The organism is Aliamphritea ceti (assembly GCF_024347215.1).
In the GTDB taxonomy this organism is placed as follows: domain Bacteria; phylum Pseudomonadota; class Gammaproteobacteria; order Pseudomonadales; family Balneatricaceae; genus Amphritea; species Amphritea ceti.
The window spans coordinates 2,275,576-2,292,783 of sequence record NZ_AP025282.1 but is presented as its reverse complement, the minus strand read 5'-3'; the positions used below and the strand labels follow the sequence as shown (position 1 = coordinate 2,292,783).

Annotated in this window: 16 protein-coding genes; 10 read left to right on the top strand and 6 right to left on the bottom strand. The window is 48.8% G+C overall.

The genetic code is table 11. The annotated features are described in order from the left end of the window. Positions 1–34 precede the first annotated feature (34 nt). Both OCU49_RS10485 and OCU49_RS10480 read left to right on the top strand, forming a co-directional pair. Positions 35–1,342, top strand: a complete 1,308-nt coding sequence (locus OCU49_RS10485) for an aspartate aminotransferase family protein (RefSeq protein ID WP_261844933.1) — start codon at positions 35–37, stop codon at positions 1,340–1,342. After that, positions 1,335–2,348, top strand: coding sequence for a phosphotransferase enzyme family protein (locus tag OCU49_RS10480; protein ID WP_261844932.1), 1,014 nt, complete (start codon positions 1,335–1,337; stop codon positions 2,346–2,348). The genes OCU49_RS10485 and OCU49_RS10480 overlap by 8 nt, the downstream gene beginning before the upstream one ends. Positions 2,349–2,423: 75 nt before the next feature. On the opposite strand, the gene OCU49_RS10475 is transcribed toward OCU49_RS10480, so the two are convergent. Further along, a complete protein-coding gene (locus OCU49_RS10475) occupies positions 2,424–3,044 on the bottom strand; it encodes a LysE family translocator (protein WP_261844931.1) in 621 nt (206 codons plus the stop codon). Between the two features lie 491 nt (positions 3,045–3,535). Here OCU49_RS10475 and OCU49_RS10470 point away from each other — a divergent pair, with 491 nt between their 5' ends. From OCU49_RS10470 to OCU49_RS10435, 8 genes are all read left to right on the top strand, one after another. After that, positions 3,536–3,814, top strand: coding sequence for a hypothetical protein (locus OCU49_RS10470; RefSeq protein ID WP_261844930.1), 279 nt, complete (start codon positions 3,536–3,538; stop codon positions 3,812–3,814). A gap of 498 nt (positions 3,815–4,312) precedes the next feature. Further along, on the top strand, positions 4,313–5,227 hold the full coding sequence (locus tag OCU49_RS10465; protein WP_261844929.1) for a PDC sensor domain-containing protein: 915 nt from the start codon (positions 4,313–4,315) through the stop codon (positions 5,225–5,227). A gap of 349 nt (positions 5,228–5,576) precedes the next feature. Beyond that, entirely contained in the window at positions 5,577–6,866 is a 1,290-nt protein-coding gene (locus OCU49_RS10460; protein WP_261844928.1) for an alginate export family protein, read from the top strand. 81 nt (positions 6,867–6,947) lie between these two features. Further along, a complete protein-coding gene (locus OCU49_RS10455; protein ID WP_261844927.1) occupies positions 6,948–8,360 on the top strand; it encodes an aldehyde dehydrogenase family protein in 1,413 nt (470 codons plus the stop codon). Positions 8,361–8,694: 334 nt separating this feature from the next. Then, positions 8,695–9,186 (top strand): universal stress protein, encoded by a 492-nt coding sequence (locus OCU49_RS10450; RefSeq protein WP_261844926.1) that lies wholly within the window; start codon positions 8,695–8,697, stop codon positions 9,184–9,186. Positions 9,187–9,243: 57 nt separating this feature from the next. After that, positions 9,244–10,191, top strand: a complete 948-nt coding sequence (locus tag OCU49_RS10445; protein WP_261844925.1) for a tripartite tricarboxylate transporter substrate binding protein — start codon at positions 9,244–9,246, stop codon at positions 10,189–10,191. A gap of 105 nt (positions 10,192–10,296) precedes the next feature. Continuing rightward, positions 10,297–11,010 carry a hypothetical protein gene (locus OCU49_RS10440; protein ID WP_261844924.1) on the top strand — a complete coding sequence of 238 codons (714 nt, stop codon included), beginning with the start codon at positions 10,297–10,299 and terminating at the stop codon, positions 11,008–11,010. 17 nt (positions 11,011–11,027) lie between these two features. Beyond that, on the top strand, positions 11,028–12,518 hold the full coding sequence (locus OCU49_RS10435; RefSeq protein ID WP_261844923.1) for a tripartite tricarboxylate transporter permease: 1,491 nt from the start codon (positions 11,028–11,030) through the stop codon (positions 12,516–12,518). Positions 12,519–12,547: 29 nt separating this feature from the next. Here the strand turns inward: OCU49_RS10435 and OCU49_RS10430 are convergent, their stop codons facing one another. The 5 genes from OCU49_RS10430 to OCU49_RS10410 are packed head-to-tail and all read right to left on the bottom strand — an operon-like array spanning position 12,548 to position 17,183. Then, positions 12,548–13,039 (bottom strand): MEKHLA domain-containing protein, encoded by a 492-nt coding sequence (locus OCU49_RS10430; RefSeq protein WP_261844922.1) that lies wholly within the window; start codon positions 13,037–13,039, stop codon positions 12,548–12,550. A gap of 33 nt (positions 13,040–13,072) precedes the next feature. Next, positions 13,073–13,522: an ester cyclase gene (locus OCU49_RS10425; protein WP_261844921.1), complete on the bottom strand. Its 450-nt coding sequence runs from the start codon at positions 13,520–13,522 to the stop codon at positions 13,073–13,075. Positions 13,523–13,574: 52 nt separating this feature from the next. Further along, the gene (locus tag OCU49_RS10420; RefSeq protein WP_261844920.1) at positions 13,575–14,876 is read right to left on the bottom strand and encodes an HlyD family type I secretion periplasmic adaptor subunit; all 1,302 of its coding nucleotides are present in this window, start codon (positions 14,874–14,876) and stop codon (positions 13,575–13,577) included. Beyond that, complete coding sequence (locus OCU49_RS10415; RefSeq protein WP_261844919.1) at positions 14,869–16,599, bottom strand: type I secretion system permease/ATPase; 1,731 nt, start codon at positions 16,597–16,599, stop codon at positions 14,869–14,871. The genes OCU49_RS10420 and OCU49_RS10415 overlap by 8 nt, the downstream gene beginning before the upstream one ends. Positions 16,600–16,652: 53 nt before the next feature. Next, positions 16,653–17,183, bottom strand: a complete 531-nt coding sequence (locus tag OCU49_RS10410; protein WP_261844918.1) for a toxin-activating lysine-acyltransferase — start codon at positions 17,181–17,183, stop codon at positions 16,653–16,655. Between the last annotated feature and the right edge of the window lie 25 nt (positions 17,184–17,208).

The window sequence follows — 17,208 nt, the reverse complement described above, 5'->3', positions numbered from 1 at the left end:
CAAATGCTGATTCAACAGCTTTTCGGTATCTGTCATGCAAAACACACCTCAATCTCTGCTGGCGCGCAGAATTAAAGTTCTCGGCCCACACACACCTCTGTTTTACGAAGAGCCATTACAACTGGTGCGTGGCGAAGACGTCTGGCTATACGACCATTCAGGCAAACGTTATTTAGATGTGTACAACAACGTGCCTCATGTAGGCCACTGTAATCCGCGTGTTGTTGAGGCCATGCATCAGCAAGCCAGCACACTCAACATTCACACCCGTTACCTGCATAACAACATTGTTGATTACGTGGAGCGCCTCAGCGCTACCTTTCACGATGACCTGAGCATGGCCATGCTGACCTGTACCGGCAGCGAAGCCAATGAACTGGCATTACGGATGGCTCGCCACTGTACAGGTGGACAAGGCATCATCGTCACGGACTTCGCCTATCACGGCAACACTGAAGCGGTTGCCGAAATAGGCACCGGCTTTATGCCTGAAGCCCGCAAAACTAAACGCGTAAAAGCGTTTTCAATTCCCGATAGCTACAGAGGCATTGAAGGCGTTGCTCCGGAAAAGCTAGCCGACGCATATGCCGATCAGGTCGCACAGGCGATTGCTGAGTTTGCCGCTGAAGGCATTCCTTTTGCCGGCATGCTGGTTTGCCCGGATTTCGCCAATGAAGGCTTACTTAACGTGCCTGTCGGTTTCATGGAAAAAGCTACTGCGCTGGTACGTAACGCCGGCGGTTTACTGATCGCCGATGAAGTTCAGGCTGGCTTTGGCCGAACCGGTAAACACTGGTGGGCACATCAGTGGTTCGACATTACACCGGACATCGTTACGCTGGGTAAACCTATGGGTAATGGCCATCCATTAGCTGGCGTTATCGCCCGCCCGGCACTGATCGAAGAATTCAGCAAATCAGCGATGTACTTCAATACATTCGGCGGCACCCCGGTTTCCTGCGCTGTTGGTATGGCCGTTCTGGATACTCTGGTCGAAGATAAGCTGCTGGAAAATGCCATCAGCACCGGTGAATACGTTGTTTCCGGCTTACGGAAATTGCAGCACAAATATCCTTTGATCGGTGAAGTCCGTGACCGGGGAATGTTCTTTGCGGTTGATTTGATAACAGATCCTGCGAGCAAAACACCTGCCAGCAAACAGGCACGTCGCATTATCAACCTGATGAAACAACAAGGTGTGCTGATTAGTGCCATCGGTGTCCACGATTCAATCCTCAAGCTGCGGCCGCCAATGCCATTCCAGCCTGAGCATGCTGACCTGCTGCTACACACCCTGGACAAAGTGCTGCATCAGGTTACCGAGGAGATGAATCATGGGTGAGTTCTACCAACTCAGTCCAGACCAACAGGCAGAGCACCTCGCCCTGCTTGCCCGCCATGCATTGCAACACTGGTACATTCAACCGGAATCAATAAGCTTGATTAAATACCGCGAGAATGCCGTATTCAAAGTCACCACTGCTGACAACACATATGCACTGCGTATTCACAGACCTGGCTACCATAGCATTGCAGCATTACGTTCCGAGCTAGAGTGGATGGCCGCGCTGGACGAAGCTGGAATTGCAGTGCCAGTTGTCATTCCAACTGCAGACAAGCAACTGTTAATCAGCGATCAGATTGATGCTGTACCAGAAACCCGCTGCATTGATCTGTTTGCCTGGATTAACGGTGAACAGCTGGGCAGCGTTGAACATGGCTTAGCGCAAGACACCGACAACATTCGCAGCACTTACCGGCAGATCGGCCTGATTGCCGCTAAGCTACACAACCAATCTTCTCACTGGCCTTTACCGGATGGCTTTGAACGTCATGCTTGGGATAGCGAAGGTTTAGTCGGTGAGCAACCTTTCTGGGGGCGTTTCTGGGAGCTTCCTCTATTAACAGCTGCACAACAAAAACTGCTCATTGAAGCCCGGGATAAAGTCAGATCTGTACTTACTAAGCTGAATAAAACCCCACAGAATTACAGTCTGATTCACGCCGACTTTGTACCGGAAAACCTCATGACTGATGGCAATGATGTACGCTTGCTGGATTTCGATGATGCCGGTTTCGGCTGGCATATGTTTGAACTGGCAACTGCACTGTATTTTGTTTTGCAGGAAACCGATTATGAAACGGCTAAAACAGCGCTGATTGATGGCTACCGTCAGTTACGCTCCCTCAGCGACGCTGACCTGCAGCTACTGGACACCTTTCTGACAGCCCGTGGCTTTACCTATCTGGGCTGGATTCAGGACCGACAGGAAACAGAGACCGCTCAACAACTGGCGCCTGAACTTATCAGCCGGGCCTGCCGGCAAGCTAAAATTTATCTCTCTTAACTGGCTAAATCGGCTTTGCTGTCCCGGCTAACTTAACGAACAAACCGCAGTGCTTTACTCTGCGGTTTTTTTTCGCTACTGAGAAGCAGCTGCCAGAACACCGCCTAATCCCATAAAGCTACCGCCCACAAAGCGGCGGGTATATTTGCCACGCCGTTCGCTTTTGATAAAAGACTTTAGCCGCTTAGCAAACAGTGCAACCAGAAAATGATTGAGATAACACAGTAAAGCAAAGGTCGCCGATAAGATCAGCACTTGCGGCATTAACGCAACAGAAGTATTCAGAAAAGGTGGAAACAGAACTGCCAAAATCACCACCGCTTTAGGATTCGTCACCGCAAGTAAAAATGCTTCCATAATTAAACGGACCGCACTCTTCTGACGGCGCACAACTTCATTTGCGGAAAAAGCAGCCTTATCACGCCAGACTTTCAGCCCCAGATATATAAGGTAAGCGGCACCGGCGAGCTTAAATACAGTGAACACCACAGCAGAAGATGCCATCACTGAACCCAACCCAAAAGAAATCGCCAACCCCAGCACCATAAGACCGGCAGAATTACCAACTGCCGACACCAGTGTCGCTCGCGGACCATACTGAAGAGTGTTATTCATCGCCATTAAAATAGCCGGGCCCGGGCTCATTGCCGGTACAATACTGACAGCTACAAACAGCAGCCATAGATCCAAATCCATGTAGGAAATCTCAATAAAACAGTTTAAGAAAGCGGTGAGGACACACTGTTGAAACGGTATCTATAAAAAGACATAAAAGCTTCCGAAGTAACTTCGCATCTATTGTCCGATGTTAAATTACTGCCTGATCTGCGGCTGCTTTCAGTCGGCGCTAATGTACCAGCAATACCCTTTAGCCAAAAGCGCTTTAACCGACAAAACTTACTTATTAAGCGACAGTTTTATTGCTACCCGGAAGTTAGATTAAACAATCAAATAAGCATTCCACTATTTGGGTAACGCTTGCCAACCATCGCTACAGATTCTTACCATTAACTTTTTTGTAGCACAATTTTATAATCAACTAAGACTTCAGTCGTAAACTCTAATGAAATCAGACTATTAATACCCATTTTGCACAATTTTTGATGTTGATTTTTTTGCATCTGCACAAAGGACAATCTATGCTTTCCCGCAAGCATTAATCACAACTATTCAAGGATGAATACACCATGCTCAAAGGTAACCGTGTATCGCTTGTCGGCATTCCCGCTGACCAGATTCACCGCTTAATTGCACTTTATACTCAAAGTAAACTGCACGTCATTCCCTATGGCGAACCTGCCGATTACATAATCTACGGCAGCCAGTTACGTGACATTGACAGCATTCAGCGAGGCACTGAGCCTATTGCTGATGTTATGTCACAGGAAGACTTTCTCAATCTGCTGCTACGAACCAATGCTGCTCTCGGTGAATTTTCATCCCGTGGACGGCGAAAAGTTAGCTAGCTCCCTCTAATTGTTTCAGCCTGAATATGAAATACGTTATAGCGGGCTCTTAGTGCCCGCTATATCTTTTGTTTTGCATACCCATCAGAAAACTTTATCTCTCAATAAAAATTCATCAATAGACTTTAGTACCAGTTAGTTAGTATAAATTCAGATCAATGAGCCAGATATACAGTGATTTCAATCCAATCGCCCATCCGGCCTGCGGTAAGATTTTTATCAGGTCGTTACAGACCTCTTTTACAACAACAAAAATGATTTATTCGGAGATAACATAATGAACCAACATCAGGTTAAACCTACCCAACTCGAACCCAGCTCTGAAGACCCCGCTGAACCTGCGCCTATTACTGCAAAAACAGTCTCAGAAAAAACACCCGCTGATGAGACACGCTCTAACAAATCCAGACTAAACCTCTGGCCTGACGACCGCTGCTTCGTACTCTCACTGAACTGATCCCTTTTTTAACTGATTTGTTCTACTGAAGAGTATCCAAAATGCAAAATCATTTACGGTTGCTGGAACATTACCAGCAATACAAAAAGGCTATTCACAGCCTCATGGAATCCATGATGGCAAGTCTCAGCGGCGCACAGTTGCTGCCAGACCAGGAAAAACAGCAACAGGCAGTACGTCGCCTTAGCGAGAACTATCCCTTTATTGAACTCATGTATAGCCTGGATAACCATGGCGTCCAACTGATGGACACGGTTTTCAGTCCTCACGTCAGTTACCGTAAACGCCGCAAACCCGGCAAAGGACGCGACCGTAGCCAGCGCCCTTATATGCAAATACTTGAACATCAGCATCATGATGTCAGCGTAACTGAACCTTACCTCTCAAGCGCAACCCATCAAATGGCCATTTCCTGCGTGCAGACCATTCGTAATGATGCGGATGAGGTAACCGGCTACCTTGTACTGAACTTCAATCTGCAACGGCTCATCTCATACCTTAAAGGTGATCAGCTGCGTGAACGTTTCCATCCGGCTTTTCAGGGTGTATATGCGATTATTGGCGGCTTGCTGATCATCGTTTCACTGCTTTTACTGGGCGGCGCAGGAAAATCCCTGCTTGATGTATTACAACTTACCAGCGACGTCACTACCGGCGCCTTTGGTATCGTCATCCTGATTACCCTCGGGCTGGCAATCTTCGATCTCGGCAAAACCATTCTCGAAGAAGAAGTATTATCAAATAAAGACATTCATCATCATGATACTTCAAGGCGTACTATCACCCGTTTCATGTCAGCAATTGTCATCGCAATATCAATTGAATCCCTGCTGCTAATGTTCAAATCCTTACTGGCGGAGAACGATACGCAGGTACTGAACGCTGTATGGATGCTCATGGCAGCCGTCGCACTACTGATGGCGCTGGGGGTTTATCTTAAGCTCAGTAAAGAATGAGTCAGTACGGATAAGCTCGGCAAATAAAAGCTGAGAAAAAATCTGCCAGGCAAACAACAAACTCTGCACAGCACTTATCTATATCTACTGCGCTATACGGCGCAGTGGATATAGATCTGGCCAGTAAAATAACTGGCCAGAATTACTCCCCTATCTCACCTCTTTATGTATCCCGCTAACTTGTTTAGCCGATATTTCGACAAAATTTCCGCCAGGGTCAACCATCTGGTTGATTACTCCCTTTAGCTCTTTGCTCTTAAATAGACCTCAGGCCTGTCAGTATCCGCTGCGCAGTCCACTTATAAATACAGAAGAATAAAACAGAATAATAAAACAGAGGTTTATTTTGATGAGACTGCAAAAGGGTCATTACCTTTCATCAATGCTGTTAGCGGCAACCATCAGCGCCCCCACCCATGCAATAAACTTAATCGACGAGAATGGCGACCAGCTGAATCTGGATATCGAAACAATTATCGGTACCTTCAGCAGCGATCAGACTTACGGAAATGCTAACTCCAGCCCTAAATGGCAGGAAGCATTTGTAAAATACGGTTTTTCCGGCCATACGACATTAAGTAATGAAAGCCAGTTTTACGGCAAAATCAATGCAATCAGCACTGGCGCATGGGGCGACGGTGAAGCCTCTGGTACAACAACCGGCAACGAACGCGAAACAGAATTTGAAGAAGTATTTGCCGGCTGGCGTAACGACATGGTCGACTTCTCCATAGGTCGCCAGATCGTCACCATTGGCGATGGTTTTATTCTCAACGATGATGCCCTTAATTTTGGTAACGGCGTAGATCCTCAGCTAAACCGTGGCGGCGCTTACTGGCTGGCTGGCCGTAAAGCCTTTGATAAAACAGCGGTCCTGAAACTGGGCGGTGATGACGGTTTACGTTCCGATATTTTCTGGCTTGAATCAGACAACAAAGCACAGGGCCGTCCGGAAATGGCCGGTGTAAATGTTGAACATGTGAGCGACATCGGTACCTTTGGCGCCTTCTATCTGAAAGGCCTCGGCACTAGCCCAACCGGTATTGCTGGCGGCAATTTCGACAATTTACAACGTGACGGTCAGGAAACCATGAGTGTCCGTTACCAGGGTAACGCTGGCGTTGAAAATCTGTTCCTTTCTGCAGAGTTTGCTAATCAGGAACAGGGCAATAACACCGCTGATGCGGATGCCTGGTACGCTGAAGCCGGCTGGACTTTCGCAGACCTGCCCTGGTCACCAAGTGTTAATTACCGTTACAGCTCTTTTGATAAAGGTTACGACAGTCTGTTTACCGGCTTTAACCGTGGTTACGGTACCTGGTTTCAGGGTGAAGTATGGGCAAATTATTCAGCTGCAGGCCCGGGTAATACGGGTGTAGACGTTCATCATATCGGCGTGAAAGCCAATCCGACTGAAACCCTGACTGTTGGTGCTCTATTCTTCGATTTTGATGATACCTCCGGCAGTGCAGCCCGGTCTGATGCGCAGGAAGTAAACCTGTATGCAGAATGGGTGGTGAATGATCACCTGATCATCAGCCCGCTATTAGGTTTCTACACGCCGGATAAAGCCACCAGCGTTGTCAGCAACACCGACACAAATACCTATTTCCAGTTACTGGCCATCGTGCCCTTCTAATCCTGTAAAAAACCATAAAACGGTGGCGTCGGTTGCAGATACTGTTACCTACAGTTCCGGCCGCCACCCGGGAGAAACATTATGTCTGACGCAATTCTACTGACCATTAACGGCCAGTCAGTTGCCGGTGCAGCCGGTCAATTCGATGTTATTAATCCAGCAACAGAGCAAGCCTTTGCCCAGGCGCCACTGGCTTCTGTAGCACAGCTAGATGAAGCCGTTGTGGCAGCCAGTGAAGCTTTTAAAACCTGGCAACACAGCAGCCATGAAACGCGTCAGCAATTGATTCATCAAATTGCAGATAAAATCGAACAGCACGCCGACGAACTGGCGAAGATCATTGTTCAGGAACAGGGTAAACCGCTGTTTCTGGCAAATATGGAAATCCAGGGTGCGATGGCCTGGACACGCTATACCGCTGATCTTGAAATTCCGGTCGAGATCATCGAAGACAGCGAAAACAAACGCATCGAAAACCACCGTAAGCCATTAGGCGTGGTTGCGTCTATTACGCCTTGGAACTGGCCGCTGATGATTGCCATCTGGCATGTTATCCCGGCACTGCGTTCCGGTAATACAGTAGTCTGTAAGCCTTCAGGCCTGACGCCACTCAATACCCTGCGTTTAGTCGAGCTGATGAATGAAGTATTGCCAGCTGGCGTAGTCAATATCGTTACCGGTGAAGCTGAAATCGGCAACGCAATCAGTCGTCATCAGGATATTCAAAAAGTTGTTTTCACAGGCTCTACCGCAACCGGTCAACGTATCATGGAGAGTGCCGCCAGTAACCTGAAGCGTCTGACGCTTGAACTTGGCGGTAATGATGCGGCGATCGTATTACCTGACAGCGATATTGATGCCATAGCTGAAGGTCTGTTTCAGACGTCATTCCTGAACATGGGCCAGACCTGCGCCTGCCTGAAGCGCCTATACGTGCATGAAAGCCAGTATCAGGCTGTATGCGACAAACTGGTTGCGCTGGCTGAAGCTCAGACAATCGGTGACGGTATGTTACCCGGTACAACCTTCGGACCGGTACAGAATGCCAATCAGCTAAGAATTGTCAGCGAGCTGGTTGCAGATGCGGCGGCTAACGGCGGTAAGATTCTTTGTGGTGGTGAAGCCCTGTCCGGTAACGGCTATTTCTACCCACCAACTATTGTTGCCAACGTCAGTAACGGCACACGTCTTGTTGATGAAGAGCAGTTTGGCCCTGCCCTGCCCGTTATCGCTTACAGCAACGTGGACGATGCCGTACGTATGGCTAACGATTGCTCAGTTGGCTTAGGTGGTTCTGTGTGGAGTAAAGATCTGGATACCGCCCAAAAGATTGCAGCACAGTTAGAATGCGGCACAGTATGGATTAACGGCCATGCTGAAGTCCTGCCACACGCACCATTTGGTGGCTGTAAGCTATCTGGATTCGGTGTTGAGTTTGGCCTCGACGGTTTGCTGGAATATACCCTACCTCAAGTCATCAACATCAATAAGTAATTGTCTGGGCGCAGTATAGCTGTCGAGCCAGAGATACATCGCTCCCCTGCGTATGACCGACTACACATCACGTCTGTCGATCATACCGACAATACATCTGTAATAACGCCTGCACTGCCGCATTACAGATGTCATCACTGGTCTCCAAACCGGTAAATCTGCTACTGCCTTTTGGCGGTATTTTCAGGGCCTTCGGGCCCTTTTTTTATATGTAATCAGGACCTGTTCCAATTTTCAAACCATCTGCACATATCAACCATCCGGTTGATATTTTTTCTTGCGGCGATCCTCTCTAATAGAAATCAATGATATTCAGCGTTGCGAAGGTAAAACCATGCTGCAAACCATCAAACGAATTCTGTATGCATCTGATCTTGGTCAGGGTAGCCGGCCTGCGTTCCGCTATGCGGTTAATGAGGCAATCAGACATGACGCTGAAATTATCTTTTTACATGCGGTTGAACCTATCAGTGAACTCACCGAAGACATCATTGAAGACTACCTGCCAGAGAAACTGAGCAAAAAGCACAGCGAACAGATCATGCAAAGCCGCAAGCTGCGGATTAAAGAACGCATTGAATCATTCGTGCAGAGTGAACTGGATGCAGGTGTTGAGCTACCTAAACCGGCAACCATCAAAGTATCTATTGGTCAGCCCCACAGAATTATTCTCGAAAAAGCCAAAACAATGGCCGTCGACATGATCGTTATGGGTGACCGTGAGAGTAATAGTATTTCCCGGATTTTTCTTGGCTCAACCGCCCAGAAAGTCATTCATCAAAGTCAGGTTCCTGTCCTGATTGTTCCCCTTAAAAAAGAAAAATAACTGTTTCAGTCATTCGCGCACCCAGGATGCGCAATACCATAATAAGAAGAGGTAATTATGAAAAAAATAATAAATCTGGTTTCTACCGCTGTTGTTGTTGCAACGCCATTACTGGCGACACCTGCATTTGCTGCAGACTATCCAAACCGTCCGGTTAAGTTCGTTGTGCCATGGCCTGCCGGTGATCTTGAAGACATCCTCACCCGCATGGTTGCTGAAGACATGGCAAAGGAAACTGGCAAGCCAGCTTCTGTGGTCAATAAACCTGGCGGCGGCGGTGTTGTGGGTGCTTCCGACGTATCCCGCGCACGTGCAGATGGCCTGACCATTGGCTCTTTCGTTGCGGATATTCTGACCACACATGTACTGGCAGGTAACGCGCCATTCGACGAAGAAACCTTCGAGCCAGTCGGAATCTTTCTTGATTACCCATTCGTTATTGCTACCAAAGCAGACTCGCCATATAACACTATGGACGAACTGGCGGAATACTCAAAAAGCAACGATGTCTCTTTAGGCCACTTTGGTTATCAGGCATTGCCAACAGCAATCACCTTCAAAGCAGCTGACAAGATTGGCATCAACTTCTCTTCTGATGCGCCCTTTGACTCTAACGATTGTTCAACACTGGCAAACGGTGATGCGGACGTTATTAATACGACTACTCAGCAAATCATTGCTTGCCTGAAATCAGGTGACGTAAAACTGCTGACAGCGATCACCCGTGAGCGCCTTAGCATTGCGCCTGAAGTACCAACGCTGAACGAACAGACAGGGATTAGCCAGACAACCTGGAACGGCTTATTTGTTAAACAAGGTACGGCTCCGGAAATCAAAGCACGTATTGCTGAAATCGCAGCTAAAACAATGGCTTCTGACCGCGCTCAGGAACTGGCGAAATCAACAGGTGCAGGCGTATTCTGGATTGCCGGCACTGATGCTGAGAAGGTCGTTTCTGATGACTACGACGCCGCCCAGGATCTGCTGGACTTCATGAAGCAGTAATACTGCTGATGGCATGCGTAGCTGCTTAAGGTCAGACTCTGACTAAAAGCAGCTACGCTGTTTTCTGCCAGGCCCGATGATTCATCTGCGAAGAGCAACACGCCTATGACTTCCGCAAACCACACTGTCGACAAACTTCAGGACACTCCTTCAGATGCTCAGTTACATGCTCATGAAGACAATTCTGATACAGCTTTATCCAACTCTGCTCAAGCTCGCTCAGAACAAGCACTCCCGGATGAAGCAAACACACAAGAATCACTTTCTATGGAAGCGCTTGCTGAAGAAACTGATTCTGCGATTCAGCAACGTACCTTTGGCATTTACTGGCTGATACTGGTCGCCGCAAGTGCCTTACTGATACTGCTGCCACAGGAAGCTCAATGGGTAACCACTAAACGTGGCTGGTACACCCAACCTATGGTGGGACCTGCTATCGGCCTGAGTGTTCTGGTTATATTTACCGCTGCGCGGCTGTTTATTTCCTTCCGACTGATATGGTTACGTAGTATTGACCCCATCGACAGCCTGATGGACACCCTCAGCAATTACCGGGTGGCATTATTTTCCAGCGCCCTGTTTTTTCTTTATATCAATACGTTGTCTGTATTCGGTTTTGCACTTGCCACGTTGTTGTTCGTCTCGACATTACTCTGGCTCAGCCGTCTGCTTAACCTGTTCTGGTTTGGCTGCGCTATTGGAACAACTGCCGCGCTGATCCTGATTTTCCGGATTGGTGTCAGTGTTTGGCTACCGGATGTCTGGCTCTACGAGCTGCTGCCAGAAACATTGGCAAGCTTTGCCAATCAGTATTTATAAGATTCAGGTGCTCAGCTATGGAAACTTTACTTCTCGGTTTATCTGAAGTCAGTAACGTCAATGTGTTACTGGCCATTTTCGTTGGCGCTCTGATCGGCGTGACTATCGGTTCAATTCCAGGTTTAGAACCTGCAGGCGTCATGGCAATTCTGCTACCGCTAAGCTTTTCAATGGAACCTCTGGCAGGTGTAACACTTCTGCTAGGTGTATACGGCGGCGCCTGGTATGGAGGTGCTATTCCAGCCATTCTGATGAATACACCCGGCACACCGGTCGCCGTACTCACCACTTATGACGGCTACCCAATGGCCAAACGCGGTGAAGGTAAAAAAGCCCTTTCCATTGCCTATACCGCTTCATTCGTCGGAGGCATCATCAGTGTTATGTCGCTGGTATTAATGGCACCGCTTCTGTCGCAAGTCGCTACACACTTCGGCTCAGCAGAATTCGCCATGTTAGCGGTACTGGGTATGATCTTTGTTGTGCTGGCGCACCGCAAACATGTACTGGAAGCCGCCATGATGCTGGGACTTGGCATCTTCCTCGGCACTATTGGTCTGGATCGTTCTTACAACACCCAAACTTATACCTTTGATCAGGAATGGCTACTCGGTGGCATTCCGCTGGTGCCTGCTGTAATAGGTCTGTTTGCCATGTCTCAGGCGTTTGTACTGTTATCACAGAAAGGCGGTGACTCGCAGGTTACTAAACTGACCGGCGACAGCTTCTTTAGCGGCGCGCTGACACTGCTTAAACATAAAGTCACCGTCGTCCGCTCTGCCGCACTGGGCGTTGTAATGGGCCTGTTACCCGGTGTTGGCGAATTTGGCTCACAATTTTTCTCTTACACGTTGGCGCAGAAGTTTTCTAAAAATCCGGAGAATTTTGGCAACGGTGAACCCGCTGGTTTGATTGCGTCTGAAACGTCCAACAACGCAGTGACAGCGTCAGTCATGATTCCGTTACTGGCCTTTGGTATTCCCGCTGATGCACTGATGGCTATGTTACTGGCGGTATTCATGGTACATAACTACATTCCGGGGCCAACCCTGTTCGCTGAACGCCCTGAATTCATTTCCGGCCTGTACATCTCGCTGTTCATGATGAACATCATTGTATTTGTGTATCTGTCTGTTGCGACTCGCTGGATCGTTAACCTGACCCGTATCCGTGGTCGATTCATCGGCGCGTTTATTCTGGTACTGGGGTTTATTGGTAGCTATAGCCAGAACTATCAGTTTACGGATGCGCTGATCGCACTGGGTTTTGCAATTTTCGGTTACATGCTACGCAAGAACGATATACCGGCGGTGCCAATTATTCTTGGTTTGGTACTGGGGCCGGTTTTCCTGACCCGGTTTAAGCAGGCGCTTGGCGTATCCAATGGTGACCTGAGTATCTTTCTCAGCCGCCCTATCAGCCTGACACTGCTTAGCCTGACAATTGCATCGATTCTTATCTTTGCCTGGAGCCAGTTAAAAAGTCGTCAAACGGCAGCAGCAAGCTAACAAATCAACGAAGGTGAGCCAGCGCTAATTCAGCCTGGCTCAGTGACTTCAACATCACGCCAATTACTGAACATTGCTGCCTGACCGTAATATTGCCCTGCTTCATCGTACAAATTCCAGACTCTGGCATTCTCAATGTAAAACCGCCGGCCTGTGGCAGAAATCCTCACCCCACGATAATCATCAATAAACCCATGCTCAGTTACCTGCCTCAGGAGATGATTTCTTTCCGCCTGCGAGACAGGTTCTGCAGACTTTCGTGAAGGCAGTGCCGCCAACGTGTCATAGTCCATCTCAAAAAGATCCAGTGCCATCTGATTACCAAAATTAAAAACCGGATCAGCACCTCCGCCATGGGATAAGAGTACAAAATCTGCCTGCCAGAGACGCTCAGAAATGCTTCTGGTTTCTTCTGGCATTCCGCTGATCAGCGGTTCACTAAAATACCGCGTGTAGCTGGCCATTACATTCTCAAGATGACGTAACATTTCGGGAGATTTAAGTGTATCCGGTGCAGACATATAAAACCTTTAACAGGCTGAAGATTCAAAGGCTTACTGTAGATTCTTTGCTAGCTGATTTTCAAGGGTTTTAAGATCACCCAGCACCCAGGTTTCTGCGATCCTGCCCTCCCGGAACGTAAACAACGCACAGCCATGCCAGGTAAGACGTTTGTTGGTAGGGCTATATCCCATAAAATCATTACGGTGGATGCCGGTGAAGGACATTTTGGCAAATACCTTTTCCCCTTCAGCCACCAGTTCTTCGATGATGCAGCTATAGTCACCCAGTGCCAGATGCACCATATCGACATATTCTGCAAAGCCAGCATGGCCGGTTTTCTCCTGCCCCAGAGAGCCGCGAAATACAAAATCTTCATGCAGAACGTCCGGTATGGCCTGTTTATCAAGCGCATCCCAGAGCACTTCATAAAATTTGCGTACTTGCTGTTTACGTAACGCTTGCTTACATGACGAATCGTTAACCTTGTTACTTTTATGCATTAACGCTCCTGACAGTCTTACTTACCTGAAGAAGACCAAGCACATCCCAACACTAATCCTCAATAAATGACCGGGCGATGGCATCAGTTGCTGGCTGCATCAGATACTCAAACAGGGTACCGGCACCGGTATTAATTAACACTTCGGCGGGCATTCCCGGAACCAACCGGGTATTAGCAGGCAATTTATCCAATGGATCCTTAATGGCCACCTGTGCCCGGTAATAAGCGGCTTCACCTTCCACCGATAAACTGTCTGCTGACAGGTTAATCACTTCCCCGGTCAGAACCGGGGTAATCGCGCTCTTAAACGAGCTGAAACGGATATCAGACTTCATTCCAACTGATACCCGGTCAATATCAATCGGTGAAACCTGCGCTTCCACAATCAGTTCACTGGTTTCCGGTACGATATCCAACACCGGACTACTGGGCGGTACTACACCACCAATCGTATGAAATGCCAGCCCCAGTACAATGCCTTCTACCGGAGCAATTATCAGGGTACGCCGGACCTGATCTTCTACAGCAACGACACGCTCCTGGATATCAAACACCTTGGCCTGAATATCTGCCAGTTGATTCACTACTTCCTTATTGAATTCTTTACTGGACTGTAAAATCTGTAAACGGGCCTCGCCTATCTGAACCTTGACCCCAGCTACCCCCGCCCGGTGTTCTGCAACTTCACCCGCGATTTCTTCTTTCAGACGGCGTAATTCCCTTATTCGCCGGGCATCCACATAACCCTGGGTCTGCAGAGCCTGGTAGTCGCCAATCTCATCATTATAGGAGGCTATCCGTGCCTGCTTACTGTCCATAAGCCCTTTAAGGCCGTCGACCTGAGCTTCCAGTTGCCTGATGCGCTGGCTAAACACGTCAATTTCACCGAGACGGGCTGCGCGGCGGGAATTGAATTGCTGAATTTCGGCCTGTTTTGCATCAACTACTCTAAGGTCAGCATCATCCAGCGCAGGACTGAAGCGTATACTCTCGTCATCATCCCTTTCTGCCCTGAGACGGCTTTCATTCGCCAGATAAATGACTAGCTGGGTTTTCAGCACCTGCAACTCAGAACGAAACTGTGTGGCATCCAGTTGAATTAAGGCATCACCGGGCTTAACCCTGTCACCGTCACGCACATATAGATCGGTAATAATCCCGCCCTCCAAGTGCTGAATAGTCTTACGGTTACCGGCAACCTTTACCACACCCTGAGCAAGTGCAGCGCTATCCAGCGGAGCTAGAAAAGCCCAGCTGCCAAACATACCAAAGGTCAGAGCAATGACCATCAGCCCAAATCCCCGGATATAACGGTCGCCTGTTTTGGCCACCTGTTGCTCTGGCTTATCCATTTACGGCTCCCTGATTATTCGGTGCGGCCTGCTGCATAGCAGCCTGTGCCTGCTTCAGACGACTCAGTACTTCGTCCCTCGGCCCCTGTAGCTGAACGGCGCCGTTAGCAAGCATAATCAGCTTATCAACCTGACCTAGCACAGAAGGCCGGTGGGTGATAATAAACACGGTTGTGCCCTGTTGTTTGACTGTTTGTAATGCCCGGGTTAATGCCTGCTCACCAAGATCATCAAGATTTGAATTAGGCTCATCCAGAACCAGCAATACCGGCGATCCGTAAATAGCCCTGGCCAGGCCAAGCCGCTGCCGCTGCCCACCGGAAAGCATCATTCCGTCTTTCCCAATTCTTGTGTCATAGCCATCATGGAATGAAAGTATCATCTCATGCATACCCGCGATCTGAGCCGCTCGCACAACCTGCTCCGGATCAACATCTCCAAAACGGGAGATGTTCTCGCTTACAGTTCCGTCAAACAGTTCGATATCTTGCGGCAGGTAGCCAACATATGCGCCAAGCGCTTCTCTGTCCCAGGTGAAAATATCCGCATGATCGAGTCTGACCTTACCTGATGATGGCGGCCAGATTCCCAACAGAGCCCTTGCCAGAGAAGACTTGCCTGCACCACTTGGCCCCAGTATCCCCCATACTTCTCCGGGTGAAGCCTGTAATGAAATATCTTTAAGAATCGGACTGCCAGCACCGGGAGGTGTTACTGACAAATGTTCGATACTAATTTCTCCGGACGGTGTTGGCAGCGCCATATTCTCCTGCTCCGGCAGCAGTTTCTGTAAGCCGTCCCGCAGACGGTTATACTGAGAACGCGCCATGACAAAACCTTTCCAGGCGCCAATCATCTGATCAATGGGTGCCAGTGCCCGGCCCAGCAAAATCGAACCGGCTACCATCAGCCCCGGGGTGATTTCCTGCTGAATAACCAGATAAGCCCCAAGCCCCAGTATCAGTGACTGTACCGTAATGCGGATAGTTTTCGACACAGAGGCAATACTTGCCCCCCGCTCTGCTGCCCGGCTTTGCCAGAGCAATACTTTGTCCTGACGCATTTGCCAGCGCTGGCGAAGCCTTCCCAGCATGCCCATCGACTCAATGACTTCTGCATTGCATAACGTACGGGTTACAGCTTCGTTAGCCTGACTGACTTCCTTACCCGCTTCCTGCAACAGATTCCGGGTCAGCTTTTCATTAATTAGCGCCAGCAACCCCAACACAATAGCGCTGAACACGGCTACCCAGCCATACAACGGATGGAAGATAAACATCACACCTATGTATACCGGCATCCAGGGCGCATCGAAAAAAGCGAACAAGGCATTACCGGACAGAAAACTGCGCAATCCGTTCAGATCCTGAATACTGCCCGCCGAGTTATTACGTCCGCCGGAATACAGCGACTGCTTGAAGCCAACGTCAAAGGTTTTAGCGGCCAGTAAACGGTCGAATCGGGCACCTGCCCGAATCAGTATCTTGGAACGACACCATTCCAGACACCCCATGGCAATAAGCAGCGCCACCATTATCAGTGTCAGCATAAGCAATGTACTCAGGCTGCCGCTGGTGACCACCCGGTCATACACCTGCAACATGTATATGACCGGAACAAGCATAAGAAGATTGATGCAGCAGCTAAAACCTGCAACGGATAAAAATGCGCCGCGTATCAGGTTAAGTGCATCGCTGAGATAGGTGTTTTTTTGTGAAGCCATGTAGATCAGGTACCTGCTAAGACATAGCCATCCATGGCCTAAACGCCGACTGGTCAGCCAGGCACAGTGTTCACTTTAATATCCGCACCGGACTGCTGTGCATTCTGCACGCCTTCAACCATGTCAGTAAAATACTGGCGACGAAGTGAGTGACTTTCTTCTCTGCTCAGACCTTTACCGGAAAACGACGCTATTCTGGCTTTATCAGTGGTTTTCTTAACCCGCATAGCCCGGGCCAGATACCCCGGAAAGCGATTATTTAATTCTGCCCGCAACATCCAGGTAAACCGTGAATTAAACGGCGAAATCCAATCTATAAACCAAAGCCTTTCGCCACAATTCCAGCGTTGCGGAGAAAGACTGGCAGGATCCAGCACATAATCACTTTCAGCTTGTTCATCGAACAAGGCCCATGAGCAGTAAGCAACCGGGGCGCCTTCATGTTCAATAATCAGGTACTGATTTGAAGCGACAGCAGGCAGCACATAACGTGACATGGCGCCAACCTGCCATTCTTTATGCAGTTCAGAGTTCTGCCAGAGCCATGAGATTCTGCCAAGATCAAGAAGTTGTTTCTGATTCATATACGTTGTCCAGAGAGCTTTGCGG